This is a genomic window from Streptomyces sp. NPDC002232 (assembly GCF_042890295.1).
Lineage (GTDB): Bacteria > Actinomycetota > Actinomycetes > Streptomycetales > Streptomycetaceae > Streptomyces.
The window spans coordinates 1002884-1025203 of sequence record NZ_JBIARV010000002.1 but is presented as its reverse complement, the minus strand read 5'-3'; the positions used below and the strand labels follow the sequence as shown (position 1 = coordinate 1025203).

General features: G+C 74.3%; 18 protein-coding genes. 11 read left to right on the top strand and 7 right to left on the bottom strand.

Annotated elements, in window-relative coordinates:
- Positions 1 to 5: 5 nt before the first annotated feature.
- Positions 6 to 1508, top strand: a complete 1503-nt coding sequence (gene mmsA, locus ACFYXU_RS11380; RefSeq protein WP_389407153.1) for a CoA-acylating methylmalonate-semialdehyde dehydrogenase — start codon at positions 6 to 8, stop codon at positions 1506 to 1508.
- 67 nt (positions 1509 to 1575) lie between these two features.
- Here the strand turns inward: mmsA and ACFYXU_RS11375 are convergent, their stop codons facing one another.
- Positions 1576 to 2004, bottom strand: coding sequence for a GNAT family N-acetyltransferase (locus ACFYXU_RS11375; RefSeq protein ID WP_376514534.1), 429 nt, complete (start codon positions 2002 to 2004; stop codon positions 1576 to 1578).
- 159 nt (positions 2005 to 2163) lie between these two features.
- Between ACFYXU_RS11375 and ACFYXU_RS11370 the strand changes: the two genes are divergently transcribed.
- Together ACFYXU_RS11370 and ACFYXU_RS11365 are read left to right on the top strand one after the other, a co-directional pair.
- Entirely contained in the window at positions 2164 to 4827 is a 2664-nt protein-coding gene (locus ACFYXU_RS11370; protein WP_389407154.1) for an alpha/beta fold hydrolase, read from the top strand.
- Positions 4824 to 5699 (top strand): ABC transporter permease, encoded by an 876-nt coding sequence (locus tag ACFYXU_RS11365; RefSeq protein WP_376514529.1) that lies wholly within the window; start codon positions 4824 to 4826, stop codon positions 5697 to 5699. The genes ACFYXU_RS11370 and ACFYXU_RS11365 overlap by 4 nt, the downstream gene beginning before the upstream one ends.
- A 180-nt stretch (positions 5700 to 5879) precedes the next feature.
- On the opposite strand, the gene ACFYXU_RS11360 is transcribed toward ACFYXU_RS11365, so the two are convergent.
- Positions 5880 to 6599 carry a DNA-binding response regulator gene (locus ACFYXU_RS11360; RefSeq protein WP_361393500.1) on the bottom strand — a complete coding sequence of 240 codons (720 nt, stop codon included), beginning with the start codon at positions 6597 to 6599 and terminating at the stop codon, positions 5880 to 5882.
- A gap of 251 nt (positions 6600 to 6850) precedes the next feature.
- Here ACFYXU_RS11360 and ACFYXU_RS11355 point away from each other — a divergent pair, with 251 nt between their 5' ends.
- From ACFYXU_RS11355 to ACFYXU_RS11345, 3 genes are all read left to right on the top strand, one after another.
- Positions 6851 to 7333, top strand: a complete 483-nt coding sequence (locus tag ACFYXU_RS11355; protein ID WP_361393501.1) for a DUF1772 domain-containing protein — start codon at positions 6851 to 6853, stop codon at positions 7331 to 7333.
- A 307-nt stretch (positions 7334 to 7640) separates the two neighbouring features.
- On the top strand, positions 7641 to 8582 hold the full coding sequence (locus ACFYXU_RS11350) for a BTAD domain-containing putative transcriptional regulator (protein ID WP_376508172.1): 942 nt from the start codon (positions 7641 to 7643) through the stop codon (positions 8580 to 8582).
- A 177-nt stretch (positions 8583 to 8759) separates the two neighbouring features.
- Positions 8760 to 10796, top strand: a complete 2037-nt coding sequence (locus tag ACFYXU_RS11345) for a helix-turn-helix domain-containing protein (RefSeq protein WP_389457412.1) — start codon at positions 8760 to 8762, stop codon at positions 10794 to 10796.
- On the opposite strand, the gene ACFYXU_RS11340 is transcribed toward ACFYXU_RS11345, so the two are convergent.
- The gene (locus ACFYXU_RS11340; RefSeq protein WP_376508170.1) at positions 10769 to 12031 is read right to left on the bottom strand and encodes an IS701 family transposase; all 1263 of its coding nucleotides are present in this window, start codon (positions 12029 to 12031) and stop codon (positions 10769 to 10771) included. The two genes, ACFYXU_RS11345 and ACFYXU_RS11340, sit on opposite strands and share 28 nt — an antisense overlap.
- 431 nt (positions 12032 to 12462) lie before the next feature.
- Between ACFYXU_RS11340 and crcB (ACFYXU_RS11335) the strand changes: the two genes are divergently transcribed.
- Together crcB (ACFYXU_RS11335) and crcB (ACFYXU_RS11330) are read left to right on the top strand one after the other, a co-directional pair.
- Positions 12463 to 12879 (top strand): fluoride efflux transporter CrcB, encoded by a 417-nt coding sequence (gene crcB / locus ACFYXU_RS11335; protein WP_376508169.1) that lies wholly within the window; start codon positions 12463 to 12465, stop codon positions 12877 to 12879.
- A complete protein-coding gene (gene crcB / locus ACFYXU_RS11330; protein WP_361393505.1) occupies positions 12876 to 13232 on the top strand; it encodes a fluoride efflux transporter CrcB in 357 nt (118 codons plus the stop codon). The genes crcB (ACFYXU_RS11335) and crcB (ACFYXU_RS11330) overlap by 4 nt, the downstream gene beginning before the upstream one ends.
- Positions 13233 to 13241: 9 nt before the next feature.
- Here the strand turns inward: crcB (ACFYXU_RS11330) and pucL are convergent, their stop codons facing one another.
- Together pucL and ACFYXU_RS11320 are read right to left on the bottom strand one after the other, a co-directional pair.
- On the bottom strand, positions 13242 to 14159 hold the full coding sequence (gene pucL / locus ACFYXU_RS11325; protein ID WP_389407155.1) for a factor-independent urate hydroxylase: 918 nt from the start codon (positions 14157 to 14159) through the stop codon (positions 13242 to 13244).
- A 221-nt stretch (positions 14160 to 14380) separates the two neighbouring features.
- Positions 14381 to 15535 (bottom strand): winged helix DNA-binding domain-containing protein, encoded by a 1155-nt coding sequence (locus tag ACFYXU_RS11320; protein ID WP_389407156.1) that lies wholly within the window; start codon positions 15533 to 15535, stop codon positions 14381 to 14383.
- 117 nt (positions 15536 to 15652) lie between these two features.
- On the opposite strand from ACFYXU_RS11320, the gene ACFYXU_RS11315 reads away from it, so the two are divergent.
- Both ACFYXU_RS11315 and ACFYXU_RS11310 read left to right on the top strand, forming a co-directional pair.
- Positions 15653 to 16519: a hypothetical protein gene (locus ACFYXU_RS11315; protein WP_389407157.1), complete on the top strand. Its 867-nt coding sequence runs from the start codon at positions 15653 to 15655 to the stop codon at positions 16517 to 16519.
- A 246-nt stretch (positions 16520 to 16765) separates the two neighbouring features.
- A complete protein-coding gene (locus tag ACFYXU_RS11310) occupies positions 16766 to 18106 on the top strand; it encodes an esterase-like activity of phytase family protein (protein ID WP_376508165.1) in 1341 nt (446 codons plus the stop codon).
- Positions 18107 to 18157: 51 nt separating this feature from the next.
- Here ACFYXU_RS11310 and ACFYXU_RS11305 read toward each other — a convergent pair whose 3' ends face one another.
- On the bottom strand, positions 18158 to 19741 hold the full coding sequence (locus ACFYXU_RS11305) for an IucA/IucC family protein (RefSeq protein ID WP_376508164.1): 1584 nt from the start codon (positions 19739 to 19741) through the stop codon (positions 18158 to 18160).
- A gap of 73 nt (positions 19742 to 19814) precedes the next feature.
- On the opposite strand from ACFYXU_RS11305, the gene ACFYXU_RS11300 reads away from it, so the two are divergent.
- Positions 19815 to 21839, top strand: a complete 2025-nt coding sequence (locus ACFYXU_RS11300; RefSeq protein WP_389407158.1) for an IucA/IucC family protein — start codon at positions 19815 to 19817, stop codon at positions 21837 to 21839.
- Here ACFYXU_RS11300 and ACFYXU_RS11295 read toward each other — a convergent pair.
- On the bottom strand, positions 21818 to 22273 hold the full coding sequence (locus ACFYXU_RS11295; protein WP_389407159.1) for a cupin domain-containing protein: 456 nt from the start codon (positions 22271 to 22273) through the stop codon (positions 21818 to 21820). The genes ACFYXU_RS11300 and ACFYXU_RS11295 overlap by 22 nt on opposite strands.
- Positions 22274 to 22320: the final 47 nt, after the last annotated feature.

Sequence of the window (22320 nt, the reverse complement as noted above, 5' to 3'; positions counted from 1 at the left end):
TCGTCATGACGAAGAGCGTCCACCACTGGATCGGTGGCAAGACCGTCGAGGGCACGTCGGGCAACTGGGGCCCGGTCACCGACCCGGCCACCGGCGCCGTGACCACCCAGGTCGCCCTCGCCTCGGTGGAGGAGGTCGACGCGGCCGTCGCCGCCGCGAAGGACGCCTTCGCCACCTGGGGCACCTCCTCGCTGGCCCAGCGCACCACGATCCTCTTCAAGTTCCGCGCGCTGCTCGACGCCAACCGCGACGCGATCGCCGAGCTGATCGTCGCCGAGCACGGCAAGGTCCACTCCGACGCGCTCGGCGAGGTCGCCCGCGGCCTGGAGATCGTCGACCTGGCCTGCGGCATCACCACCCAGCTCAAGGGCGAGCTCTCCACCCAGGTGTCCAACCGCGTGGACGTGGCGTCGATCCGCCAGCCCGTCGGCGTCGTCGCCGGCATCACGCCCTTCAACTTCCCGGCCATGGTGCCGATGTGGATGTTCCCGATCGCCATCGCGACCGGCAACACCTTCATCCTCAAGCCGAGCGAGAAGGACCCGTCGGCGTCCCTGAAGATCGCCGAGCTGCTCGCCGAGGCGGGCCTCCCGGACGGCGTCTTCAACGTCCTGCACGGCGACAAGGTGGCCGTCGACCGCCTCCTGGAGCACCCGGACGTCTCCGCGATCTCCTTCGTCGGCTCGACCCCGATCGCCCGGTACATCCACACCACCGCCTCCGCCAAGGGCAAGCGCGTCCAGGCGCTCGGCGGCGCGAAGAACCACATGCTGGTCCTCCCGGACGCCGACCTCGACGCGGCCGCCGACGCGGCCGTCTCGGCGGCCTACGGCTCCGCCGGCGAGCGCTGCATGGCGATCTCCGCGGTCGTGGCCGTCGGCGCCATCGGCGACGAGCTCGTCCAGAAGATCCGCGAGCGCGCCGAGAAGATCAAGATCGGCCCCGGCAACGACCCCACCTCCGAGATGGGCCCGCTCATCACGGCCGTCCACCGCGACAAGGTCGCCTCCTACGTCCACGGCGCCGCCGCCGAGGGCTGCGAGGTCGTCCTCGACGGCACCGGCTACACGGTGGAGGGCCACGAGAACGGCCACTGGATCGGCCTGTCCCTCCTGGACCACGTGCCGACCACCGCCCAGGCCTACCAGGACGAGATCTTCGGCCCGGTCCTCTGCGTGCTCCGCGCCGAGACGTACGAGGAGGGCCTCGCCCTCATCAACGCCTCGCCGTTCGGCAACGGCACCGCGATCTTCACCCGCGACGGCGGCGCCGCCCGCCGCTTCCAGCTGGAGGTCCAGGCCGGCATGGTCGGCGTCAACGTGCCGATCCCGGTGCCGGTGGGCTACCACTCCTTCGGCGGCTGGAAGGACTCGCTCTTCGGCGACCACCACATCTACGGCAACGACGGCGTGCACTTCTACACCCGCGGCAAGGTCGTCACCACCCGCTGGCCCGACCCGTCCGAGGCCCCCGCCGGCGTCGACCTGGGCTTCCCGCGCAACCACTGATCGACCCGCTCCACGCCTGATCCACGTCCGACGTCCCCGGGGCGCGCTCCCCGGGGACGTCGGACGTTCAGGCGCCCGGCTCCTCGTCCAGCGGCCAGCCGCGCATCGCGAAGACGCCCTCGTCGACCGCGCCCGCCGAACGGTAGGTGGCCAGGGCGGGGGCGTTGTCCGTGTCGACGCCGACCCAGGCCCCGTAGCAGCCGCGTTCCCGGGCCCGGTCAAGCAGCGCCTCCGTGAGCGCCCGCCCGAGGCCCCGCCGCCGGTGCCCCTCGTCCACCGACAGCTCGTACAGGCACATCTCCGAGCCCTTGTCCGGGTGCAGCATCTCGATGCCGGAGACGAAACCGGCCGGGAAGCCGTCCTCCGCGTACGCGATCAGCATCAGGTGCCCCGGCGCCGCCAGGAACGCGGCCGCCCACGCCTCCCGGGGCGGCCCGTCGAACAGGTGCCCCGCCGCCAGCAGCTCCGCCACCGTCGTCGCCCGCCGGATCTCCACGCCGTCTCCCCGTCTTCGCGTCTTCAGGTCTTCGCGTCTCCGCGTCTTCACGTACCGCGTCCGCTGTACGCGGACCGTACTGCGTACGACCTGAGGAGGCGGACGATTTCCGTCCGTGGGCAGCCGTGGCGCGCGACCGGGCCGCTTAGGCTCGACCTCATGCGACTCCGACTTCCCCGGTGGGCCGCGATCACCGCAGCGCTCGCCGTCCTCGCGGGCGCCGGCACGTGGACCGCCGTCGCCCAGGACGATCCACCCCCGGTGCACCGCGCGGACCGGATGCTCGACGTCGACGGGGTACGGCTCGACACCTCGTACTTCACCGGCACGGGCGACGGCCGGCGCCCCGCCGTCCTCCTCGGCCACGGCTTCGGCGGCTCCAAGGACGACGTCCGCGCCCAGGCCGAGGGCCTCGCCCGCGACGGCTACGCCGTCCTCACCTGGTCCGCGCGCGGCTTCGGCGCCTCCACCGGCGAGATCGGGCTCAACGACCCGGACCACGAGGTCAAGGACGTCTCGAAGCTGATCGACTGGCTCGCCGCCCGCCCCGAGGTCCTCCTCGACAAGCCCGGCGACCCGCGCGTCGGCGTCACCGGCGCCTCCTACGGCGGCGCGATCTCCCTCCTCGCCGCGGGCCACGACCCGCGCGTCGACGCGATCGCCCCCCAGATCACCTACTGGAACCTCGCCGACGCCCTCTTCCCACAGGGCGTCTTCAAGAAGCTCTGGGCCGGGATCTTCTTCTCCACCGGGGACACGGACCCGTCCTCCCCGGGCGGCCGCCCCGCCGGCGCCGCCGCCGGGAACGGCTGCGGCCGGTTCACCGCCGAGCTCTGCTCCCTCTACCAGCGCGTCGCCGTCGCCGGGAAGCCCGACGCCGGGGCCCGCGCCCTCCTCGAAGCCCGCAGCCCCTCCGCCGTCGGCGCCCGCCTCAAGGTGCCCGCGCTCCTCGTCCAGGGACAGTCCGACTCGCTCTTCACCCTCGCCCAGTCCGACGCGATGGCCCGCACCCTGACGGCCAACGGCGACCCCGTCGCCGTCGACTGGATCGCCGGCGGCCACGACGGCGGCGACCGCGAGACCGACCGCGTCGAGCGCCGCGTCAGCACCTGGTTCGACCGCTGGCTCAAGCGCGACACCTCGGTCGACACCGGCCCCGCCTTCCGCGTCAGCCGCACCGGCGGCGTCGACTCCACCGACGGACGGGCCACCCTGCGCGCCGCGACCGCCGACCGCTACCCCGGCCTCACCTCCGGCACCACGGACCTCGCCCTCGGCGGGACGCCGCAGACCTTCACCAACCCGCCGGGCGCCGCGCCCCCGGCCGTCTCCGCCGTCCCCGGCCTCGGTGGCGGACTCTCCGGCCTCTCCTCCCTCGGCGTCGGCCTCTCCCTCGACTTCCCCGGCCAGCACGCCCGGTTCGACGCGAAGCCGCAGGCCGAGGCCCTGCGCGTCACCGGCACGCCGACCGTCCGCGTCAAGGTCACCTCGACCGCCGCCGACGGCTCCGCCGTCCTCTTCGCCAAGGTGTACGACGTCGGGCCGGACGGACGGCAGCAGGTGCTGCCCGCCCAGCTCGTCGCCCCCGTCCACGTCGAGGGCGCCAAGGCCGGGAAGGACGTCACGCTGACCCTGCCCGCGATCGACCACGAGGTGGAGGCCGGGCACCGGCTGCGCCTGGTCGTCGCCGCCACCGACCTCGGCTACGCCTCCCCGGTGGTCCCCGCCCGGTACACCGTCGCCGTCGAGGGCCCGCTCACCGTCCCCACCGCGCCCGGCCTCTCCAACCGGGCCGCCGCCCTGCCGCGCTGGGTGTGGGTCCTGCCGCTCCTCGGCCTCGCCGGGGCCGCCGCGCTGCTGCTCACCGCCCGCCGCCGGACGGCCGCCCCCGCGCCGGACCCGGAACTCACCGGCGTACCCCTCCAGATCACCGGCCTGTCGAAGAAGTACAAGGGCGGCGACCGGTACAGCGTCCGTGACCTGTCCTTCCGCGTCGAGCGGGGCCAGGTCCTCGGTCTCCTCGGGCCGAACGGCGCGGGCAAGACCACCACCCTGCGCATGCTGATGGGCCTCATCACCCCCGACGAGGGCGAGATCCGGGTCTTCGGCCAGGCCATCCGGCCCGGTGCGCCGGTCCTCTCCCGCGTCGGCGCCTTCGTCGAGGGCGCCGGATTCCTGCCCCACCTGTCGGGCCGGGAGAACCTGGACCTGTACTGGAAGGCCACCGGCCGTCCCGCCGAGGACGCCCACGTCGACGAGGCCCTGCGGATCGCGAACCTGGGCGGCGCCCTCGAACGCGCCGTCCGCACCTACTCGCAGGGCATGCGGCAGCGCCTCGCCCTCGCCCAGGCCATGCTGGGCCTGCCCGACCTGCTGATCCTCGACGAGCCGACCAACGGGCTCGACCCGCCGCAGATCCGCGAGATGCGCGAGGTGATGATCCGGTACGCGGCCGGGGGCCGGACCGTCATCGTCTCCAGCCACCTCCTCGCCGAGGTCGAGCAGTCCTGCACGCACCTGGTCGTCATGGACCGGGGCCGGCTCGTGCAGGCCGGACCGGTCGCCGAGATCACCGGCTCGGGCTCCACCCTCCTGGTGAGCCTGAGCGCCGAGATCGACGACGTCCTCGTCGAGAAGATCGACGCCCTGCCGGGCATCGGCGCGGCGACCCGCACCGAGGGAGGGGTCCTGGTCCGCCTCGACGGCATCGACCCGACCACCCTCATCGGCGAACTCGTCCGGCTGGACGTGCCCCTGACCGGCGTCGGTCCCCACCGGCGTCTGGAAGACGCGTTCCTGACCCTGATCGGAGGAGCCGCGTGACCACCACGACCACGCCGGCCGGCCCCTCGACCCGCGCCCCCGGCTACCGGCCCGGCCGCACCCTGCCGCTGCGCGTCGAAGCCCTGCGCCAGTGGAAGCGACGGCGCACCCTGATCATGGGCGGCATCCTCGTCGCCCTGCCGTTCGTGCTGATCGCGGCCTTCGCGATCGGCGGCTCCGGGGACGGCGACCGCAACGGCCGCATCACCCTGATGGACACGGCGACGGCCTCCGGCGCCAACTTCGCGGCGACCTGCCTCTTCGTCTCCGCCGGTTTCCTCCTCGTCATCCCGGTGGCGCTGTTCTGCGGGGACACCGTCGCCTCCGAGGCGAGCTGGTCCTCGCTGCGCTATCTGCTCGCCGCGCCCGTCCCGCGCTCCCGGCTGCTCGCCTCCAAGCTGACGGTCGCCCTCGGCTACAGCGCGGCGGCGATGGTCCTCCTTCCGCTCGTGGCCCTGGCGGCGGGCACGGTCGCCTACGGCTGGGGACCGCTGCGGTTGCCGACGGGCGGCGCGGTGCCCGCGGGCGACGCCCTGCTCAGGATCGGGATCGCCGTCGCCTTCGTCTTCGCCTCCCAACTGGTCACCGCGGGGCTGGCCTTCTGGCTGTCCACCCGCACCGACGCCCCGCTCGGCGCGGTGGGCGGCGCCGTCGGCCTCACGATCGTCGGCAACGTGCTGGACGCCGTCACGGCGCTCGGCGACTGGCGCGACTACCTGCCCGCGCACTGGCAGTTCGCCTGGATCGACGCGCTCCAGCCCCAGCTGGAATGGGGCGGCATGATCAAGGGAACGGCGATCTCCCTGACGTACGCCCTGGTCCTCTTCGCCCTGGCCTTCCGGGGCTTCGCCCGCAAGGACATCGTGTCGTAGCCGGTCCTAGGGCGTGTCGTCACACTCCCGTCTGCCCCGCGACGCCTGGCACGCGCTCTCGCCGCACCGGGCGAAAGCCGAGTACGTCCAGTACGCGTGCTTCCACCCGGCGCACCGAGAGCACGCACCAGACGCCGCGGGGCCGCCCTCCGGGCGACGACGGGAGTGTGACGACACGCCCTAGACCCACCCCCTCCGAGCCGCTTCCGCGCCCGCGCGGAAGCGGCTCGTCGTGCCGAGGGCGGCCATCAGATCGCCCACCCTGCGGCTGTACGTCCGCGCCGACATGCCGAGACGGGCGGCTGCCGTCTCGTCCGTGACCCCCGACAGGAGGGCGTCGAGCACCGGGCGCAGCTGCGCCGGCAGATCACGGGGCGGCGGCGCGGACGGGGCGGCGTGCGCGGGATCCTCGGCCGCCGCCCAGCAGATGTGGTGGGCGCGGACGAGGGCCTGCACCACGACGGGGTCCCGGATCAGCAGCAGCCCGTTGTACAGCAGCTCCAGATCGAGCGGGATCGCGGCGACCGTCCGGTCGACGAGGATCATCTTGAACGGGATGGCCTCGACGACGCGGGCCCGGCCGGGGATCCGGAGCCCTCCCTCGATCCGGGGCAGGGCGTGCCTCGGGACGATGCGCCGGACCTCCTCGGCCCGCTCCACCGCGGCCCGCATGCACGCTCCCGCCAGCTCCAGGAACGGCTCGGGGATCGCGAAGCCGGCGGAGGCGACCGGGTCGTCGAAGGTCAGCAGCTCGTGCCGGGTGGAGGCGGCGAGTCCGGCGAGCGCGGCACTGATGCGCCGGGCTCCCCGGACCGGCCGCCCGGCGGGCCGCTGTCCCTCGGTCACGGCCCGGCCCATCGCCGAACGGGCGAGCATCACGGAGCCTGCGCTCTCTGCCACCGCTGACCACCCCCGCGCGATCGATGTCCACTCCATGTACGCATGTGACTGCACACGGTGACAACCCCTGTTGAGAAGGATGGCGAATCCATGCCACCGCACGTCACCCCCGTCGCCGTCGCCGCATCGGGGCCCCTTCGTCACTCCTCCGCCCGCTCCTCCCGGGCCTCTCGCGCGTCACGCGCGCAAGTGCCCCGGAAAGAGCGGGAGATGAGGGGCAGCGGCGTGACCTCCGAGGGCAGAATGACCGCATGGCCACCCTGCTGCTCGCCCTCGCCGTCGGATGCACCGGGCTCTACGCCGGTTTCATGCTGATCTTCCAGACCGGGATCATGCCGGCGCTCGCCCGTCTGACGGACCCGGAGTTCGTCACGGCGATGCGCCGGATCAACGAGTTCGTGCCGAGGCCCGTGTTCCTCGCGGTCTTCCTCGGCGTCGTCGCCTTCCCCGTCGCCGCGTTCCTCGTCCCGCAGGACGGGCGCACGGACACGCAGCGGTGGCTGGTCCTCGCGGGGCTCGTCTGCGCGGTCCTCAACCACCTGGTGACCGTCGGCGGCAACGTCCCGCTCAACAACGCCCTCGCGGCCTCGGAGCGGACGGCCGAGGGTGACCCGGCGGGCGGCGCCGCCGCGGCGCGGGCCGCCTTCGAGGGGCGGTGGAACGGTCTCCACCGCGTCCGTACGGCCCTGATCACCCTCGCGTTCGGGCTGCTCACGGCCGCCGCCGTGCTCTAGCGGGCGGAGGAACCGTACCGGGCATCCGGTTTCTGGCGTGATCTCGTGGGTGTGAACCCTCTCGGCATCCGCAAGAAGGCTTCGAAAGCGTACCCCCGAGTCCGGAAACAGCTTTCCGTGTACACAAGTTCTCCGCCATTGACAGAAACGTGACGTCCAAATTTCCGGACAAAAGGGGTGAAGCACCACGATATCCGGGGCCCTCGTTCCGTACCCTCCGGTTTCTTATTGACATGCCTACGGGGGTCTTTTCTAATCATCCAGAGTCATCCCGCGCACAGACACCGCACAGGCATGAGGGGGCAAGGTGGACGTCCGGATCCTGGGGGGACTGTCGGTACGTGAGAACGGGGTGTCGATCACCCCGACGGCGGCCGCGCCCCGGCAGCTCCTCGCCCTGCTCACGGCCAGCGCCGACCAGGTCGTCCCCGTGACGGTCCTGACCGAGGAGCTGTGGCCGTCCGGCGCGCCGCGCGGCGCCCGCGCCGAACTACAGGCGCACATAGCCGAGCTGCGGACCCTCATCGCGGGCGCCCTGCGCGACGCCGCGCCGGCGGAGCCGCGCCCCGGCTGGTCGGACCGGCGCAGCGCCGACGCGATACTCGTCTCCCAGCCCGGCGGCTACCGGCTCGACACCGGCGGCGGCGCCAACGACGTCTGGCAGTTCGAGCGCGCGGCCGGCGCCGGCTACCGGGCCATGGAGGCCGGCGACCTGTCCCGCGCCGCGCTCCGCCTCGGCGAGGCACTGGCCCTGTGGCGCGGCGAACCCTACGCGGGCGTCGCCGCGGGCCCCCGGCTCCGCAGGGAGATCGAGCGCCTCGAAACGTCCCGGCTCAGCGTCCTGGACCAGTGGATGGAGGCCCAGCTCGGCCTCGGACGGCACGCCGAACTCGTCTCCGAACTCACCGGACTCGTCGCCCGCTACCGCACCAACGAGCCCCTCCACGCCCACCTCATGGTCGCGCTCCTGCGCTGCGGACACCACGACGAGGCCCTCGTCGTGTACGAGCGGCTCCGCGTGCGCCTCAAGAGCGAGAGCGGCATGGAGCCCTCGGCGCGCCTGCGCCGCCTCCAGCGCTCGGTCCTGGCCGTGCGGGACACGGCCGGCCGGCCCGTGTACGCCCCGCGGATCCCCACGCAGCACCTCCCCACCCAGCACGTTCCGGCCGCCTACGTCCCCGCCCAGTACGGCACCGCGCGGTACGGTTCCGCCCGCGAGCGGCTCGTCCCGGCAGGCTCCGTCGGCTGACCTCCGGCGGCCCTCCGGCCGCCGTCCGGCGGACGGCCGACGGGGTGACCGCCCGGCACGGGGAATGAAGTGGGGCAACTCACCGTTGACCGACTCCCGAAGCCGAATTACTTTTCGGCGAGCAGTACGGGTTTCCTCCGAGGTGCCCGATTTCGCTCGACTACCGGGGTGGGGGCCATGACGATCGACGGCGCGGACGGAGCCGGTGGCGGTGACGCGCTGCTCACGGTCCTCGAACTGCTCGCCCGGCAGGCCCAGCCCGCCCACCTCGACGCCCTCGTCGAAGAGGCCCGCGGCAGCGGACTGAGCGGCCCCGAACTCCACCGCCTGGAGCGGGCCGTGGCCCTCGCCGGCCAGGTCCACACCGGCCGCGCCCGCGAGGCCCGCCGCGAGGCCGCGCTCACCGCCCTCACCGACACCACCCGCGACCTCACCCTCTCCTACGACCTCGACAGCCTGCTGCGGGTCATCACCCGGCGCGCCCGGCGGATCCTCGGCCTCGACCTGGCCTACGTCACCCTGCGCGGCCCGCACGGAGCCTGCTACGTCCACACCACCGAGGGCTCCCGCGCCGCGACCGGTCCCGGACCGCGCCTCACCCCCGGACTCCGGATCGCCGAGGGGTACGGACTCGGCGGCGCCGTCCAGCTCCACGGCGAAGCGGTCTGGACCGCCGACTACCTCGCCGACGAGCGCTTCGCCCCCTCCGGCTCCCTCGACGCGGGCGTCCACGCCCCCGCCTTCGACGAGATCGCCGAGTCCGCCCTGCGCGCCGAAGGGCTCCACGCGATCGTGGCCGCCCCGCTGCGCAGCGGGGACACCGTCATCGGCGCCCTCTACGGCGCCGACCGGCGCGTCCGCCACCACACCTCCGAGGAGATCGCGCTCCTCTCGGGACTCGCCGACCTCGCCGCCCTCGCCGTCGAGAAGGCCGGCCTCCTCGACCGCACCCGCGCCGAGGTCTCCGAACTGGAGCGGGACAGCTCCCGGGTGCGCACCAGCCTCACCCGGATGCGGCACGTCAGCGAGGCCCACGGCCGCATCATGAACCTCGTCCTCGCGGGCGGCGACCTGTGCAACGTGGCCAAGGCCGCCGCCGACGCCCTGGACGCGACCGTGCTGATCCGCGACCCCGGCGGCCGGCCCCTCGCCACCGCGGGCGACCTCCCCGGCCTCGACGAGGAGGCCGTCGCCAAGGCCTCCCTCGACGCGCACGCCCGCCGCCGCCCGGTCCTCGCCGCCGACGACACCTGGGTCGCGCCCGTCATCGCGGGCTCCGAGGACCTCGGCGGCCTCGTCGTCCGCGCCGCCGGAAGCCTCACCGGCGAGGACGAACGCCTCCTCGAACTCGCCGCGCAGTCCGTCGCCTTCCTCCTCCTGATGCGCCGCTCCACCGCCGTCGCCGAAGGACCCGTCCGCGACGAACTCCTCGACGACCTCATCGCCGACCCGCCGCACGCCCCGCAGCAGATCGCCCAGCGCGCCCGGCGTCTCGGCGTCGACCTGGGGCGGCCCCACGTCCTCGTGCTCGCCCGGCCCGAGGGCGGCGAGCAGGGCCGCGCGGTCGTCTGGGCGTCCTCGTACGCGTACCGCCTCTCCGGCCTCAAGACCGTGCAGGGCGGCTGCATCGTGCTGCTGCTCCCCGGCATAGACGCCTCGGCCGCCGCCAAGGCCGTCGCCGCCGAGCTGTCCCCGCTGCTCGGGCACCCCGTGTCCGTGGCCGCCGCCGGACCCGCCCAGAGCCCGGACGGCGTCGGACGGATCCACCAGGAGGCCGGCCGCTGCCTGGACGCGATGAGCGCCCTCGGCGGCACCGGCTCCGCCGCCTCCGCGCAGGACCTCGGCTTCCTGGGGCTGCTGCTCTCCGACGACAACGACGTCGACGGCTTCGTCGAGGCCGCGATCGGACCCGTACTGGACTACGACGCCGAGCGGTTCACCGACCTCACCCACACCCTGGAGGCGTACTTCGCCTCGGGCGGCAGTCCCACGAACGCGGCCGAGGCGCTCCACGTCCACCCCAACACGGTCTCCCGCCGCCTGGAACGGATCGGTGAACTCCTCGGCCCCGAATGGCAGAAGCCCGGTCAGGTCCTGGAGGTCCAGCTGGCGCTGCGCCTCCAGCGCACCCGGGAGGTCCTGGCCCGCGCACGCGCGACGGCGGGACCCGCCGTCGCGCGCGAACGTCAGCTCGCCGAGCGCCCCGAGACGTAGCCCGTCTCGTACGCCGCATCCCAGCCGCCGGCCATGACCGTCGCCGCGTGGGCCGCCGAGGCCAGCGTGATGTGACGGTGCCAGCCGCGGAACGAACGGCCCACGAAGTCCCGCAGCCCCGCTCCCTCGCCGACCTCGGTGAAGTCCCGCTCCACCCGTCGGGCCAGCTTCGTGATCCGCAGCAGCGAACCCACCGGAGAGCCCGTCAGATCGCTGATCCACACCCGGGCCGGCGCCCTGCGCGGGTCGTCCCACTCGCCGAGCAGCACCAGCGGACGCATCCGCTCCCCGCCCGGCGCGGGCAGCGCCACCCGCACGGCCGTCGCCAGCGAGGTCCGCGAGGTCCGCGCCCCCGCCACCGTGTCCACCCAGCTCACCGGCCTGCGCAGGCCCTTGAGCGACTCCAGGATCTGCACGGCGGACAGCGGGCCCGCCCCGAAGCCCGGCAGCGACCGGTCGGCGATCGCGAGCCGCGAGCCCGGGTTGATCCGGGCCACCACCGGCACGCCCGCCCCGGCGAGCCGCGTCAGGGCCGCCCGCCCCGCGCCGCCCCGGATGTCGAGGAGCACCGGCTTGCGGGTGACGTCGGACCAGCGGGCCGTGTCCAGCGCCGCCGCGACCGCGCACTCCTCCAGGGTCTCCTCGCCGGCCTCCTGGGGAACCTCCGCGCGGTCTCGCCGCGTCCGGTCGTTCACCCAGGGATCCGGCAGGAACAGCCGCCAGTTGACCGGCACGCTCAGCTCGTCGCTCGCGAACCACACGCCGAAGGCCTGCTGCCCGTGGAAGACCTGCCCGCGCTCCGGGTCGAAACGCCGGTCCACGCCCACCGAGTGCTCCCCGGCCTTCGGGATCGGCATCGGGCGCACCACCCACGCCTGCGGGCAGCCGTTGCGCTCCAGGTAGCGGGCGAGCGACGCCCGCATGGGCTGCCAGTCCCAGGTCGAGCTGGACACGAAGTGGTGCAGGCTCTGCTCGGCCGCCGGCCCGCCGATCTGCGCGGCGATGTTCCGGATCGACTTGCGGCCCTGCGCCGTGAGCAGACCGTGCAGGTACTGCTCGGCCTTCAGGCGCTGGTCACGGCGCGGGAAGCCGGAGAACAGCGCGGCACACAGCTCGGCGTAGACGTCCTCGCGCGAGTCGGCCGCGCCGCCGGAGGACCTGACGACGCCCAGGGGTACGGCCGGGGAGACGGCCCCGGTGACGGCCCTGCGCTTTGTTGCGACGGATGTACTCACGACACTCCTGCCCGAAGGTTGAGCAGCTCCCTCCCGCTGCCGCACCAGCGTCGCCCGGACCCGCCCCCCGGGAGGAGGTGTACCCGGCACCCGAATCGGCCGCCTGATGGTGGTCCGGCCACCTCCCCTCGTGTCGCCGCAGGTCAGAGACCTTCCACCGCTCCGCCGCAGGCCCCTCCCGGACCCCCTTCGGGGCCTTCCGGACGAGCCCCGGGGTGCCCCGGCCATACCCCGCGGGGGGATCTGACAGACTCGCCGGCCCCGCTTTGACCCGTCGCACTCCGTCGCCGGACCATCGCAGAGCGAGGCTGCACGGGCCGGACCCCGGTTAATGCCCCAGGCCGGGGACCGTGCCTGTGCGCCTCGCCTCGACCCGGCCGCCGTCCCGGCCGCCGTCGGGGCCCCCGGGGGGACTCTCGTAGTCTGTGCCCATGGGGCTGCGCAAGGAACTGCCGGTCGTCGCGGTGGTCGCCGCCGGCGGCTCCCTCGGCGCGGCCGCGCGCTACGGCGCCTCGCTCGTCTGGCCGACCCCCGAGGGCGCCTTCCCCTGGACGGTCCTGACCGTCAACGCGACGGGCTGCGCGGTCCTCGGCGTCCTCATGGTCCTCCTCACCGAGACCACGACCGCCCCGCACCCGCTGCTCCGGCCCTTCCTCGGCACCGGAATCTGCGGCGGGTTCACCACCTTCTCGACGTACGCCCTCGACACCCAGCGCCTGCTGAGCGCGGGCGATCCGGCACGGGGCCTGCTCTATCTGGGCGGGACGCTGCTCACCGCCCTCACCGCCGTCGTGGCGGGCGTCACCGCCGCCCGGCTGCTCGTACGGAGCCGGGGGAGGCACGCGTGAACTGGCTGCTCGTCGTGGTGGGGGCCGCCGTCGGCGCGCCCCTGCGCTACCTCACCGACCGCGCGGTCCAGGCGCGCCACGGATCGGTCTTCCCGTGGGGCACCTTCACCGTCAACGTCGTGGGCTCGTTCGTCCTCGGCCTGCTGACCGGCGTCTCCTCGGCCCAGGCCCACCTGCTGCTCGGCACGGGCCTGTGCGGGGCGCTCACGACGTACTCCACCTTCTCGTACGAGACGTTCCGGCTGTACGAGAACGGGGCGAAGGGCTACGCGGCCCTGAACGTGGCCGGGAGCCTGGCCGCCGGGCTCGCAGCCGTGTGGCTGGGAGTGGAGACGGCGGCCGGGCTCGGCTGACCCGCCGGGTCAGGCGGTGATCCAGTCGCTGGTCGCGATCACCGGCTGCACGCCGTCACGGTGGATGGTGCCCTCGATCAGGCCGTACATCCGGTCGGCCGCGAAGTACACCTCGTTGTCGTTCTTCAGCCCGAACGGCTCCAGGTCCACCAGGAAGTGGTGCTTGTTCGGCAGGTTGAGCCGGACCTCGTTGACCGTGGACACGTGGTCCAGGACCCGGTCCGCCATCGCGTGCAGGGTCTGCTGGAGCGAGTAGCTGTACGTCTCCGCGAACGCCTCCAGCAGGTGGCGCCGCACCTTCGCGTACGAGGCGTCCCAGTCGTGACCCTCGTCGGCGCCGGCCCGGGCGGCGTTCGCCCAGCGGGCGGTCACCTTGGTCGCCAGGATGCGGTCGTACGCCTCCTGGAGCGTCGTGTACCGGTCCTTGATGAAGCCGTGGAACTCGGAGTTGGTCGAGTTCATGACGGTCAGCTCCTTCAGGCCCGACAGGACCTGGAGCCCGGTGTTCTCCGAGTACGTGATCTGCGCGGTGCGCACCTCCTGCCCCTTGCGCGCGAAGGAGTGCTGCTCCTTGCGCGAGGGCACCGAGATCCGCTCCCAGGCGTACTCCTCGATCCGGATCTGCGCCTCGTGGATCACGGCCTGCGAGTTCACGAAGTGCCGGGCGAGCTGGATGCCGAAGGCCTCGGGCGAGTGGACGCCGTGCTCCTTGGCGAAGGCGTACACCGTGTTCTTGGTGGTGTCGGTCGGCAGGCAGTTGCCGTTGTCACCGGTGAGATGGACCTCGCGGTACTCGCCGCGCAGCGCCACCGACACGTTCAGGTCGCGGATCTCGTGCCACGCACCGTCGTTGCCCTTGCGGGTGACCGTGACGATGCGGTTCTCGGCCTTGCCGTACTGGTTCTGCGCCAGGACGTGCTTGCTCATGTGCTGCTCAGCTCCTGCGGGTACGTGGATACGGATATCCCGTACGCCCGGCGTCCAGCGCCCCCCGTCGTCCTGGAGTCCGCTCCCCGCCGTCCGGCCCGTGAACGGCGGACCGCCCCGGGACTGACGAGCATCCCGGTCCGTAGGTGTCGGCTCGAAGATATGTCCGTTCCCGGTGGCTGGCAATGGGGAGGTCTCGCCCCTCAGACCCTGACCGGCCGTCAGGAGGGCAGCACCCGGGACTCCACCGCCGGCACCCCCTTCGCCCACCAGTGGTCGTAGCGGCGGTAGACGTGCGGGTCCCGGTCCGCGAGCAGCCGCCCGAGCGACGCGGCCTCGGCCCCGACGGCCGCCCAGTCGGCGGCGGTCAGCGGACGGAAGGCCGAGACCTCGATCCCGCCCCCGACCGGCCGCCAGACCCCGGCCACGTACCCGTCGACGAGGAGCGCCGGGAGCGTGTCCCCGTTCACGCGGATCACGTGCCGGCGGTACTCGGGCGGGAGCACCCGGCTCCGGTCCGCGTACGCCAGCAGGACGCTGTCCCACATCGCGAGGAGCCGGGGCGGCGCGGCCAGCCCCTCGTCGGCCCGGAGCGCCCCGGCGACGTCGTACAGCACCGCCCCGCCGGGCCCCTCCAGCCGCTCCACCGCACCCTCCTCTTCCTCCAGGCTCTTCACCGCCGCGCGCACCAGACCGCGCGGGGCCGTCGTGAACTGCGCCATGTCCGGTACGGAGGCGGGCCCGAAGCCCTCCAGATAGCGCCGGAGCAGGACGGCCAGGCCGGCGGCGGACGCCTCCGGGTCGCGGAGCACCGGCCGTTCGGCCGCCGTGACGAAGGACTGCGCGGTGCCGAAGGACCAGGGCGGGCCGGTCGGCGCGTGCCACAGCGGCGCGTACTGCCGCACCATCCGCCACACGACGGCCTCCACCGGCCCGCCCCGGCCCTCCACGAGGTGCTCCCGGAGCTCGGCCCCGGTCCGGGCGGTCTCCGCGTACGCCAGGAGACCCGGCAGCAGCGCGTCGGCGTCGGCGGCGGTGAACCCCGCCTTCGTGAACCGGGGGTCGTGCAGCCGCGAACCGCGCAGCGTCGGCTCCATGGCCTCCCGGAAGGCCCGGTAGTCCCCGGCGTGCACCAGGTGCAGCGTGAGCCGCATCAGCGTCGACCTGACCAACTCGAAGCCGCTCAGGGCCTCGTCCAGATCCCCCGGATCGAAGCCCGCGACCCGGTTCCACAGCGCCACGTAGGGCGAACCGGGATGCTGCGCCTGGAGGCCCACCACCCGCCGCACCGCCTCCGCGACCCCGACCGGCGCCCGCTCCAGGAGCAACTGCCGGTGCAGGGTGGTGCGGTTGAGGGCGCGCGCGGTGATGACCATGGCGCGATTCTGCCTCGCCGGCGGCCCGGACAGGCGGGGGGTGCCCGACGCCGCCGGTTCACCCGGGCCTCGTCCGTGGGTCACCCCGTCCTCACCCGGGCTCGTGAGCATCGGGGCATGAGCCTCCTGTCCCGTGTCACGCGCCCGGTCCTCGTCGGTCCGGCGCTCGCCCTCGCCGTCGGCGCCGCCCTGCTCGCCCCGTCCTCGCCGGCGTACGCCGCGGGCAACGCCGTCCCCACGTACGAGGTGAAGATCAACCTCACCGCGGCGGCCCTCGACGCGAACTCCGCTCCGAGCGCGGCCGTCAAGTCGGCCTTCGGCATCACCGGTTCCGCCAAGGCCCGCTCGTACAGCTACTACGACACGGACGCGCTCGCCCTCGACGCGCAGGGCTGGAGCGTCCGCCTCCGCCACAAGAGCGGCTCGTCGTTCGAGGAGACGTACAAGAAGCGCTTCCCCGTCACGAACGGCGACATCAATGCCGCCCTCACCACGGCCAACGCGGCCGGCTTCGACAGCGGCGACACCAACTACGACGCCGAGGTCGACTGGGGCTACGCCAAGCAGACCCTCAGCTTCTCCAACGACAAGTCCCACAGCGCCAGCGGCTACTCCGGCACCACCCTGCCGACGAGCACCACCGGCCGCACCTGGCTCGTCAACGACATCCCCGGCAAGCTCCAGGACTGGAACTCCACCGGCTGGGGCAAGACCACCCTCCAGGCCTCCCGCGCCCACGGACCCGTCACCGCCCAGGTGTACGGCGGCGCCTGGGGCCCCTCCGACGACGCGAGCATCGAGGTGCTCCCCGTCGTCGGCGCGAACGGCACCGGCACGGAGTACGTCGTCGAACTGTCCTTCAAGACCGACTCGTACGCCGACGCGGCCGACCTGCACGCGGACGCGATCTCCGTCGCCGAGGCCCACGGCTGGCTGTACCACGGGGACATCCTGAAGACGCAGCTCATCCTCGACCGGTACTAGGCGAAGTCCTGTCGGGCGGGCGTGTCGTGTCGGGCGCTCCCATCCGGCGGGCGCTCCCATCCGGCGGGCGATCCCTTCTGGTCGGGCGCTCCCTTCTGGGCCGGGGCGCCCGGCGGGCCGGTGCGGGACCGCGCGTTCACCCAGGGCTCGCCCCGATGTCGCGCACGCGTCGCCCCGCGTTGCGCGCGGGACTGGACCATGAGGCCGCCCTCACCGGCGACTTTCCATGTCCTCCAGGGAGTTCAGATGAATCCGCGCCTTCTGCGCCGGCCCGCCCTCGTCGTCCTGCCGCTGTCCGCCGCCCTCGCGTGCTCGGTGGTCGTGGGCTCGGCCGACGCCACCCCGGCGCACCACGGCGGCCCCGCCGCCCGGGTGGTCTCCACCTCGACCCTGCCCGACCTCCCGCTCGCCGCCTTCAGCAACGCCCTGCTGCCGGGCAGCGTCGCCGACGACCGGGGCGTCGACCTCGGCGGCATCGGCAGCGACCTCTACCCGGCCGAGCGGCCCGGCGAGTACTGGACCGTGACCGACCGCGGCCCCAACGGCCAGATCGCCGTCGGCAAGGACAAGCGGCGCACCTTCCCCGTGCCCGGTTTCGACCCGGCCATCGTGAAGATCCGCGCCGTCGGCGACCGCGTCCAGGTCCTGAAGTCCATCCCGCTGACCACCGCCTCCGGCGCCCCCGTGACCGGCCTGCCGAACCAGCCCGGCCGTGACGAGGCCCCGTACTCGTACGACGCCTCCACCCCGCTCGGGTACAACCCGAACGGCCTGGACACCGAAGGCCTCGTCCGCGCCGAGGACGGCAGCTTCTGGCTCGTCGACGAGTACGGGCCCTCGCTCGTGCACGTCTCCGCCCGCGGCCGCGTCCTCGCCCGCCACGTCCCCCGGGGCCTCGGCCTGACCGGCACCGATTACCCGGTCGTGGAGTCGCTGCCGTCGATCTTCCTCCAGCGCAAGATCAACCGGGGCTTCGAGGGCCTCGCGCTGCTGCCCGACGGCGACCTCGTCCTCGGCCTTCAGAGCCCGCTGCTCAACCCCGACAAGGTGTCCGGCGAGGACTCCCGCAACACCCGGCTGCTGCGCTTCTCGCCCCGCAAGAACCGGGTCACCGCGGAGTACGCCTACCGCTTCGACGCCGTCGGCACCGTCGAGCCCGGCCAGACCAAGACCTCCGAGCTGAAGCTCTCCGCGCTCGTCGCGGTCGGCCACGACCGCCTCCTCGTGCAGGAGCGCACCGACAAGGCCGCCCGCCTCTACGAGGTCCGTCTGCGCCGCGGCTCCGACATCCTCGGCACCGCCTGGGACACCGCCGAGGGCCCCACCCTGGAGCAGCTCGGCGACGCGGCGGCGGCCGAGGTGCCGGTGCTCGACAAGCGCCTCGTCGTCGACCTCAACACCGTGCCGGGCGTCCCCGGGAAGATCGAGGGCGTCGCCGTCGAGGGCTCGTCCACCCTGGTCCTGCTCAACGACAACGACTTCGGGATGACGGACGGCCCGGCCGCCTTCGACGCGAACGGCCGTCTCGTCGACAGCGACGTGGAGACCACCCTCGTCCGGGTGCGGCTGAACCGTCCCGTCCGCTGAACCCGTTCCGTCACCGGGCCCGTCCGTCCGGCCCGTTCCGCCGCGTGAGGCTCACGGGGCCTCGCGCAGCGGATTGGGCATCGGTACGTAGTGGGCGGCGGCGCCGTCCGCGTCGAGCCAGCGCAGCAGGAGGTTGGTCTTCGCCGGCACGTGCGGCGAGCGGAGCAGCTCGGTGACCTCGGCGGGGCCGCCGTGCTCCGCCACGTACCCGGCGAACACCGCCCGGGCCACGGGCCACAGCTCACCGGCGAGCTCCGGGTGGCGGTCGGCGAGGGCCCCGGCGATCTCGGACAGGTTGTTCGTCACCAGGCAGTACACGAGCCGCTCCCAGCCGTGCGCCGCGTCGAGCGCCGGAGCGGGCTTCCGCGACCGGTGCCGCTCCAGGAGCGCGCGGTGCCGCTCGGCGACCATCCGCGCCCCCTCGTGGTCGCGGAAGACCACCCGCGCCGGCAGGCCGTCCGCGTCCACGCCGACGAGGACGTTCTGCAGGTGGCACTCCAGGACCAGGCCGTGCTCCCGCCAGGCGTGCAGCACCGCCGGCACCACGAGGCCGAGGTAGCGCCGCCACCAGTCGAGCGCCCGCTCGGGCGTCAGCCCGTCGATCGGATTCCCCTCGAAGCCCTCGCCGATGCCGGCCGCGAGCAACGGGGTCACACCGGGCGGCAGGTGCGGCCGCAGGCCCTCGCGCGCGATCACCGCGAAGCCCTCGTAGGCGTGCTGCCCGCCGAGGTCGGCGGTGCGGTAGCCCCGGTCCGCGAGGAACGACGCCGTCGGCAGCGCGTCGAACACCGGGGCGAGGAGCTCGCCGAGCGTCCGCACCCACCGCAGGTCGCGCAGCGCCAGACGGCGGTTGTCGTTGGTGATGCGCACGTCCAGGCTGAACTTGCAGAAGACGTCGGCCTCCGGCAGGTACACCGTGCGGACCGAGGAGGTCGCCACCGCGAGACCCGCGCGCGGCGCGGCGGCGCCGAGCCGCAGCAGCCGCCCGTCACGGAACGCGGGCAGCTCCCGCGCCCGGAGCAGGTCGAGCTCCCAGGGGTGGATCGGGAGGAGCACGTACCCGTCGGGCGCGGCGCCGGTGTCGAGCGCGTCGAACGGGGAGAGGTCGCCGTCCTCCGCGACGACGTCGGCCCGGACCCCGAGGAGCTCCAGCGGGAACCGGGCGTACGCCTCCGGCGCGTACGGCAGCCAGGTCTCCGGCGCGCCCGCCCCGCGCGCCTTGGGCGCCGGGTGGTACCGGTGCCCGGCGAGCAGCGCCTGCTCCGACCGCAGGTAGGGGTCCTCCGGCGGGCTCGCGGACGCGCGCGCGTCCTGGAGGGCCGCGACGACGTCCCGGCTGTCGGTCATCTCGCCGACGACGGTCCTGTTGGCGACGCCGGTGCGGCGGGTGAGCTCGTCGGCGGTCAGCGCCACCAGGGCGTCGAAGGTCAGCGGGAGCCACCCGCCGTCGGTCCGGACGCAGGGCTCGGTGGGCCGGCGCCCGGCCCGCACCCGCAGCAGCCGGCCGGTCGCCGGGAGCCGGTGGACGACGTGGTCCGCGTCCGGGCGCGGTGCGCTCTCGGCCACCTCCCGGATCAGACAGTTGAGGAGGGCGGTGGCCGACAGGGCGTCGGCCCGGCCTCTGGCTTCACTCACGACAGCGCCTTCCACCGGAGCCCCGGCGGGTCGTCCGCCGGTAGGGACATCCTGCGCAGGGTAGTGAACCTTCATGCACCCCGCTCCGGATCACGATACGAGCGCCCGCCCCACGCCGCGCGCCCCCGACCCGGCGACGGCCCACGCCCCGGCGCACGCCGGTGGTACGGACGGCGCCCTGGGCCCGGCGGCGGCCCGCACCTCGGCGGATCCCGGCGGTACGGGCCGTGGCCCTGACTCGGCGGCGGGCCGCTCCCTGGAGGGCGCCGGTGGTACGGACCGTGCGTCGGCGGATGCCGGTGGTACGGGCTGCGCGCCCTCGTCGGCGGTCCGCGCCCCGGCGCACGCCGGCGGTGGTACGGGTACGGAGCAGGGCTTCGCCGACCAGCTGGCCGCTGCGGCCCCCCGGCTCCTCGCCGCCTACCACCGTGAGCTGCCCCCGGCGCGGGCCGCGGTCCTCGCCCGGCTGTGGCGGGCCCTGCTCCACGAACCCCTGCCCGGGGTCGCCGCGCGGGACGCCGCCGCCGGGCGGGTGGTGCTCGCCGACGGCCGGGTCCTGACCGGGCCGCCCCGGCTCCCGTACGACCTGGTGCTCCCCGGCGAGGACCTGGCCCTACGGCTCGACGGCCGCCCGTACGGCCACCCCGCCGTGCTCCTCGCCGCGCTGGACCTGCCGGGCGCGACGCCCCTCGCCGCCGAACTCGCCCACAGCGTCGCCTCCCTGGCGCTGTCCAGGGCGGGAGCGGCGCGAACGCACCCGCGCACGGGCGGAGCCCCCGACGACCCCCACCAGCGCCCGGGCGGAGCCCCCCACGCTCCCCACGCCCCCCTCGCGCGCCCCCGCGCGCACGCGGCGCCCGACGACCCCCTCGCCTCCGTCGAGCAGGGCATCGTCGACGGGCACCCGTACCACCCCTGCTGCCGCAGCCGCCCCGGTCTCTCCGTCGCCGAGCAGCTCGCGTACGCGCCCGAGCACCGCCCCGTCGTCCGCCTCGACCTGGTGGCGGTCCCGGCCGACCGGTGCCGGGTCGCGGGGGAGTGGCCCGCGCGGCTGCGGGACGGCGACCGGCTGCTGCTGCCCGTGCACCCCTGGCAGAGCGAGCACGTCCTGCCCGACCTCGGGCACCGGCCGTACGCCACCGGGGCGATCCCCGCCCTGCCGCTGATGAGCGTGCGGACCCTCGCCCCGCTCGACGGCGGACCGCACCTGAAGACGGCGCTGACCACGCGCATGACCAGCGCCGTCCGCGACATCTCGCCGAGCGGCGTCGAGAACAGCGCGCCCCTCTCGGCCCTGCTCGGCCAGGCCGCGGCCGACCTGGCCGACACCTTCCGGATCACCCGCAACCTCGCCGGCGCCTCCGCGCTCGTGCGGGGCGGGCCCAGCGCCGACCTCGCCGTCCTGCTCCGCGAGTCGCCGGCGGCCGCAGCCGGCCTGCGGGAGGGGGAGACCATCCTTCCGGTGGCCGGGCTCGCGGCTCGCCCCGCCGACGACGGACCGTCCCTGATCCGCGCGCTCCTCGCCAACGCGGGCGCCCCGGACGCCGGCCCCCACTGGCTGGCCGCCTTCGCGGACCTCGCGGTCCCGCCGCTCCTGCGCCTCCTCGGCCGGGGCGTCGCGCCCGCCGCCCACGGACAGAACCTGCTGGTCGTGCTGGACGCGCACGCCCGCCCTCGCCGGCTCGTCTACCGCGACCTCGCCGACGTCCGGCTGAGCCCGGACCGCCTCGCCCGGCACGGCCTCGACGCCGCTCCGGTCGGCGGCCGGGTGATCGACGACGACCCGGAGGTGCTCCGCACGATGCTGTTCGGCCACCTCTTCGGCACCACCTTCGGCACCCTGGTGTCCGCCCTCGCCGACCGGGACCGGACCGCCGGGGACCGGCTCTGGGGGCTCGTCGCCGCCGCGGTCCACCGCGCCTACGACGCCCTCCCGGCGACCCCGGACAACCGGGCCGACCGGGCGGCCCTCCTCGCCCCGGAGCTGAGGGTGAAGGCCCTCACCCTCATGCGGCTGCGGGGCGCGGACCACGACGCGTGGATCCCGGTGCCCAACCCCCTGGCCGGTGCCTCGCCTCACAGGAAGTGCACGTCGTAGCGGTCCTGTGCGGCGAGGAGCCCGTCGAAGGTCTCCAGACCGTGCTGGACGCGGCCGAGCGACCGGAAGTAGCCGAAGCGGTCGACCCCGGGGGTCAGCACCACGAGCAGCTCCGCGGCGGAGCCGGGGGCCGCGCCGAAGGAGTGGGGCGTCCCGGGCGGCACGGAGACGAGACCCCCGGCCGCCACGGTCGTCGTCCCGCCGTCCAGGGTGAAGCGCATGGCCCCCTCCAGGACGTAGAAGAGCTCGGTCGACCGCGCGTGGAAGTGCGGCCGGGCCCCCTGCGCGCCCTCGCCGAGGGAGAGCCGGTTGGCACCGAGGGCGCCGCCGGTGTGCCGGGCGTCGGCGAGCAGGTGGAACCCGCCGCCGTGGGGGAGGCCGATCCGCTCGGCCTCCTCGGCCCGCACGATCAGCGCCTGCTGGTTCTCGGACATCGTTCACGGTCCCTTCCGGGGGGGTTCGGATTCCCCGCGCTCCCCAT

What these genes read in the sequence shown, in the direction of transcription:
- ACFYXU_RS11345 (WP_389457412.1), top strand. Translation starts at nt 8,760, where the DNA reads ATGACGATCGACGGCGCGGACGGAGCCGGTGGCGGTGACGCGCTGCTC.
- pucL (WP_389407155.1), bottom strand. Translation starts at nt 14,159, where the DNA reads ATGAGCAAGCACGTCCTGGCGCAGAACCAGTACGGCAAGGCCGAGAAC.
- ACFYXU_RS11355 (WP_361393501.1), top strand. Translation starts at nt 6,851, where the DNA reads ATGGCCACCCTGCTGCTCGCCCTCGCCGTCGGATGCACCGGGCTCTAC.
- crcB (WP_376508169.1), top strand. Translation starts at nt 12,463, where the DNA reads ATGGGGCTGCGCAAGGAACTGCCGGTCGTCGCGGTGGTCGCCGCCGGC.
- mmsA (WP_389407153.1), top strand. Translation starts at nt 6, where the DNA reads ATGACGAAGAGCGTCCACCACTGGATCGGTGGCAAGACCGTCGAGGGC.
- ACFYXU_RS11310 (WP_376508165.1), top strand. Translation starts at nt 16,766, where the DNA reads ATGAATCCGCGCCTTCTGCGCCGGCCCGCCCTCGTCGTCCTGCCGCTG.
- ACFYXU_RS11370 (WP_389407154.1), top strand. Translation starts at nt 2,164, where the DNA reads ATGCGACTCCGACTTCCCCGGTGGGCCGCGATCACCGCAGCGCTCGCC.
- ACFYXU_RS11295 (WP_389407159.1), bottom strand. Translation starts at nt 22,273, where the DNA reads ATGTCCGAGAACCAGCAGGCGCTGATCGTGCGGGCCGAGGAGGCCGAG.
- ACFYXU_RS11320 (WP_389407156.1), bottom strand. Translation starts at nt 15,535, where the DNA reads ATGGTCATCACCGCGCGCGCCCTCAACCGCACCACCCTGCACCGGCAG.
- ACFYXU_RS11300 (WP_389407158.1), top strand. Translation starts at nt 19,815, where the DNA reads ATGCACCCCGCTCCGGATCACGATACGAGCGCCCGCCCCACGCCGCGC.
- ACFYXU_RS11315 (WP_389407157.1), top strand. Translation starts at nt 15,653, where the DNA reads ATGAGCCTCCTGTCCCGTGTCACGCGCCCGGTCCTCGTCGGTCCGGCG.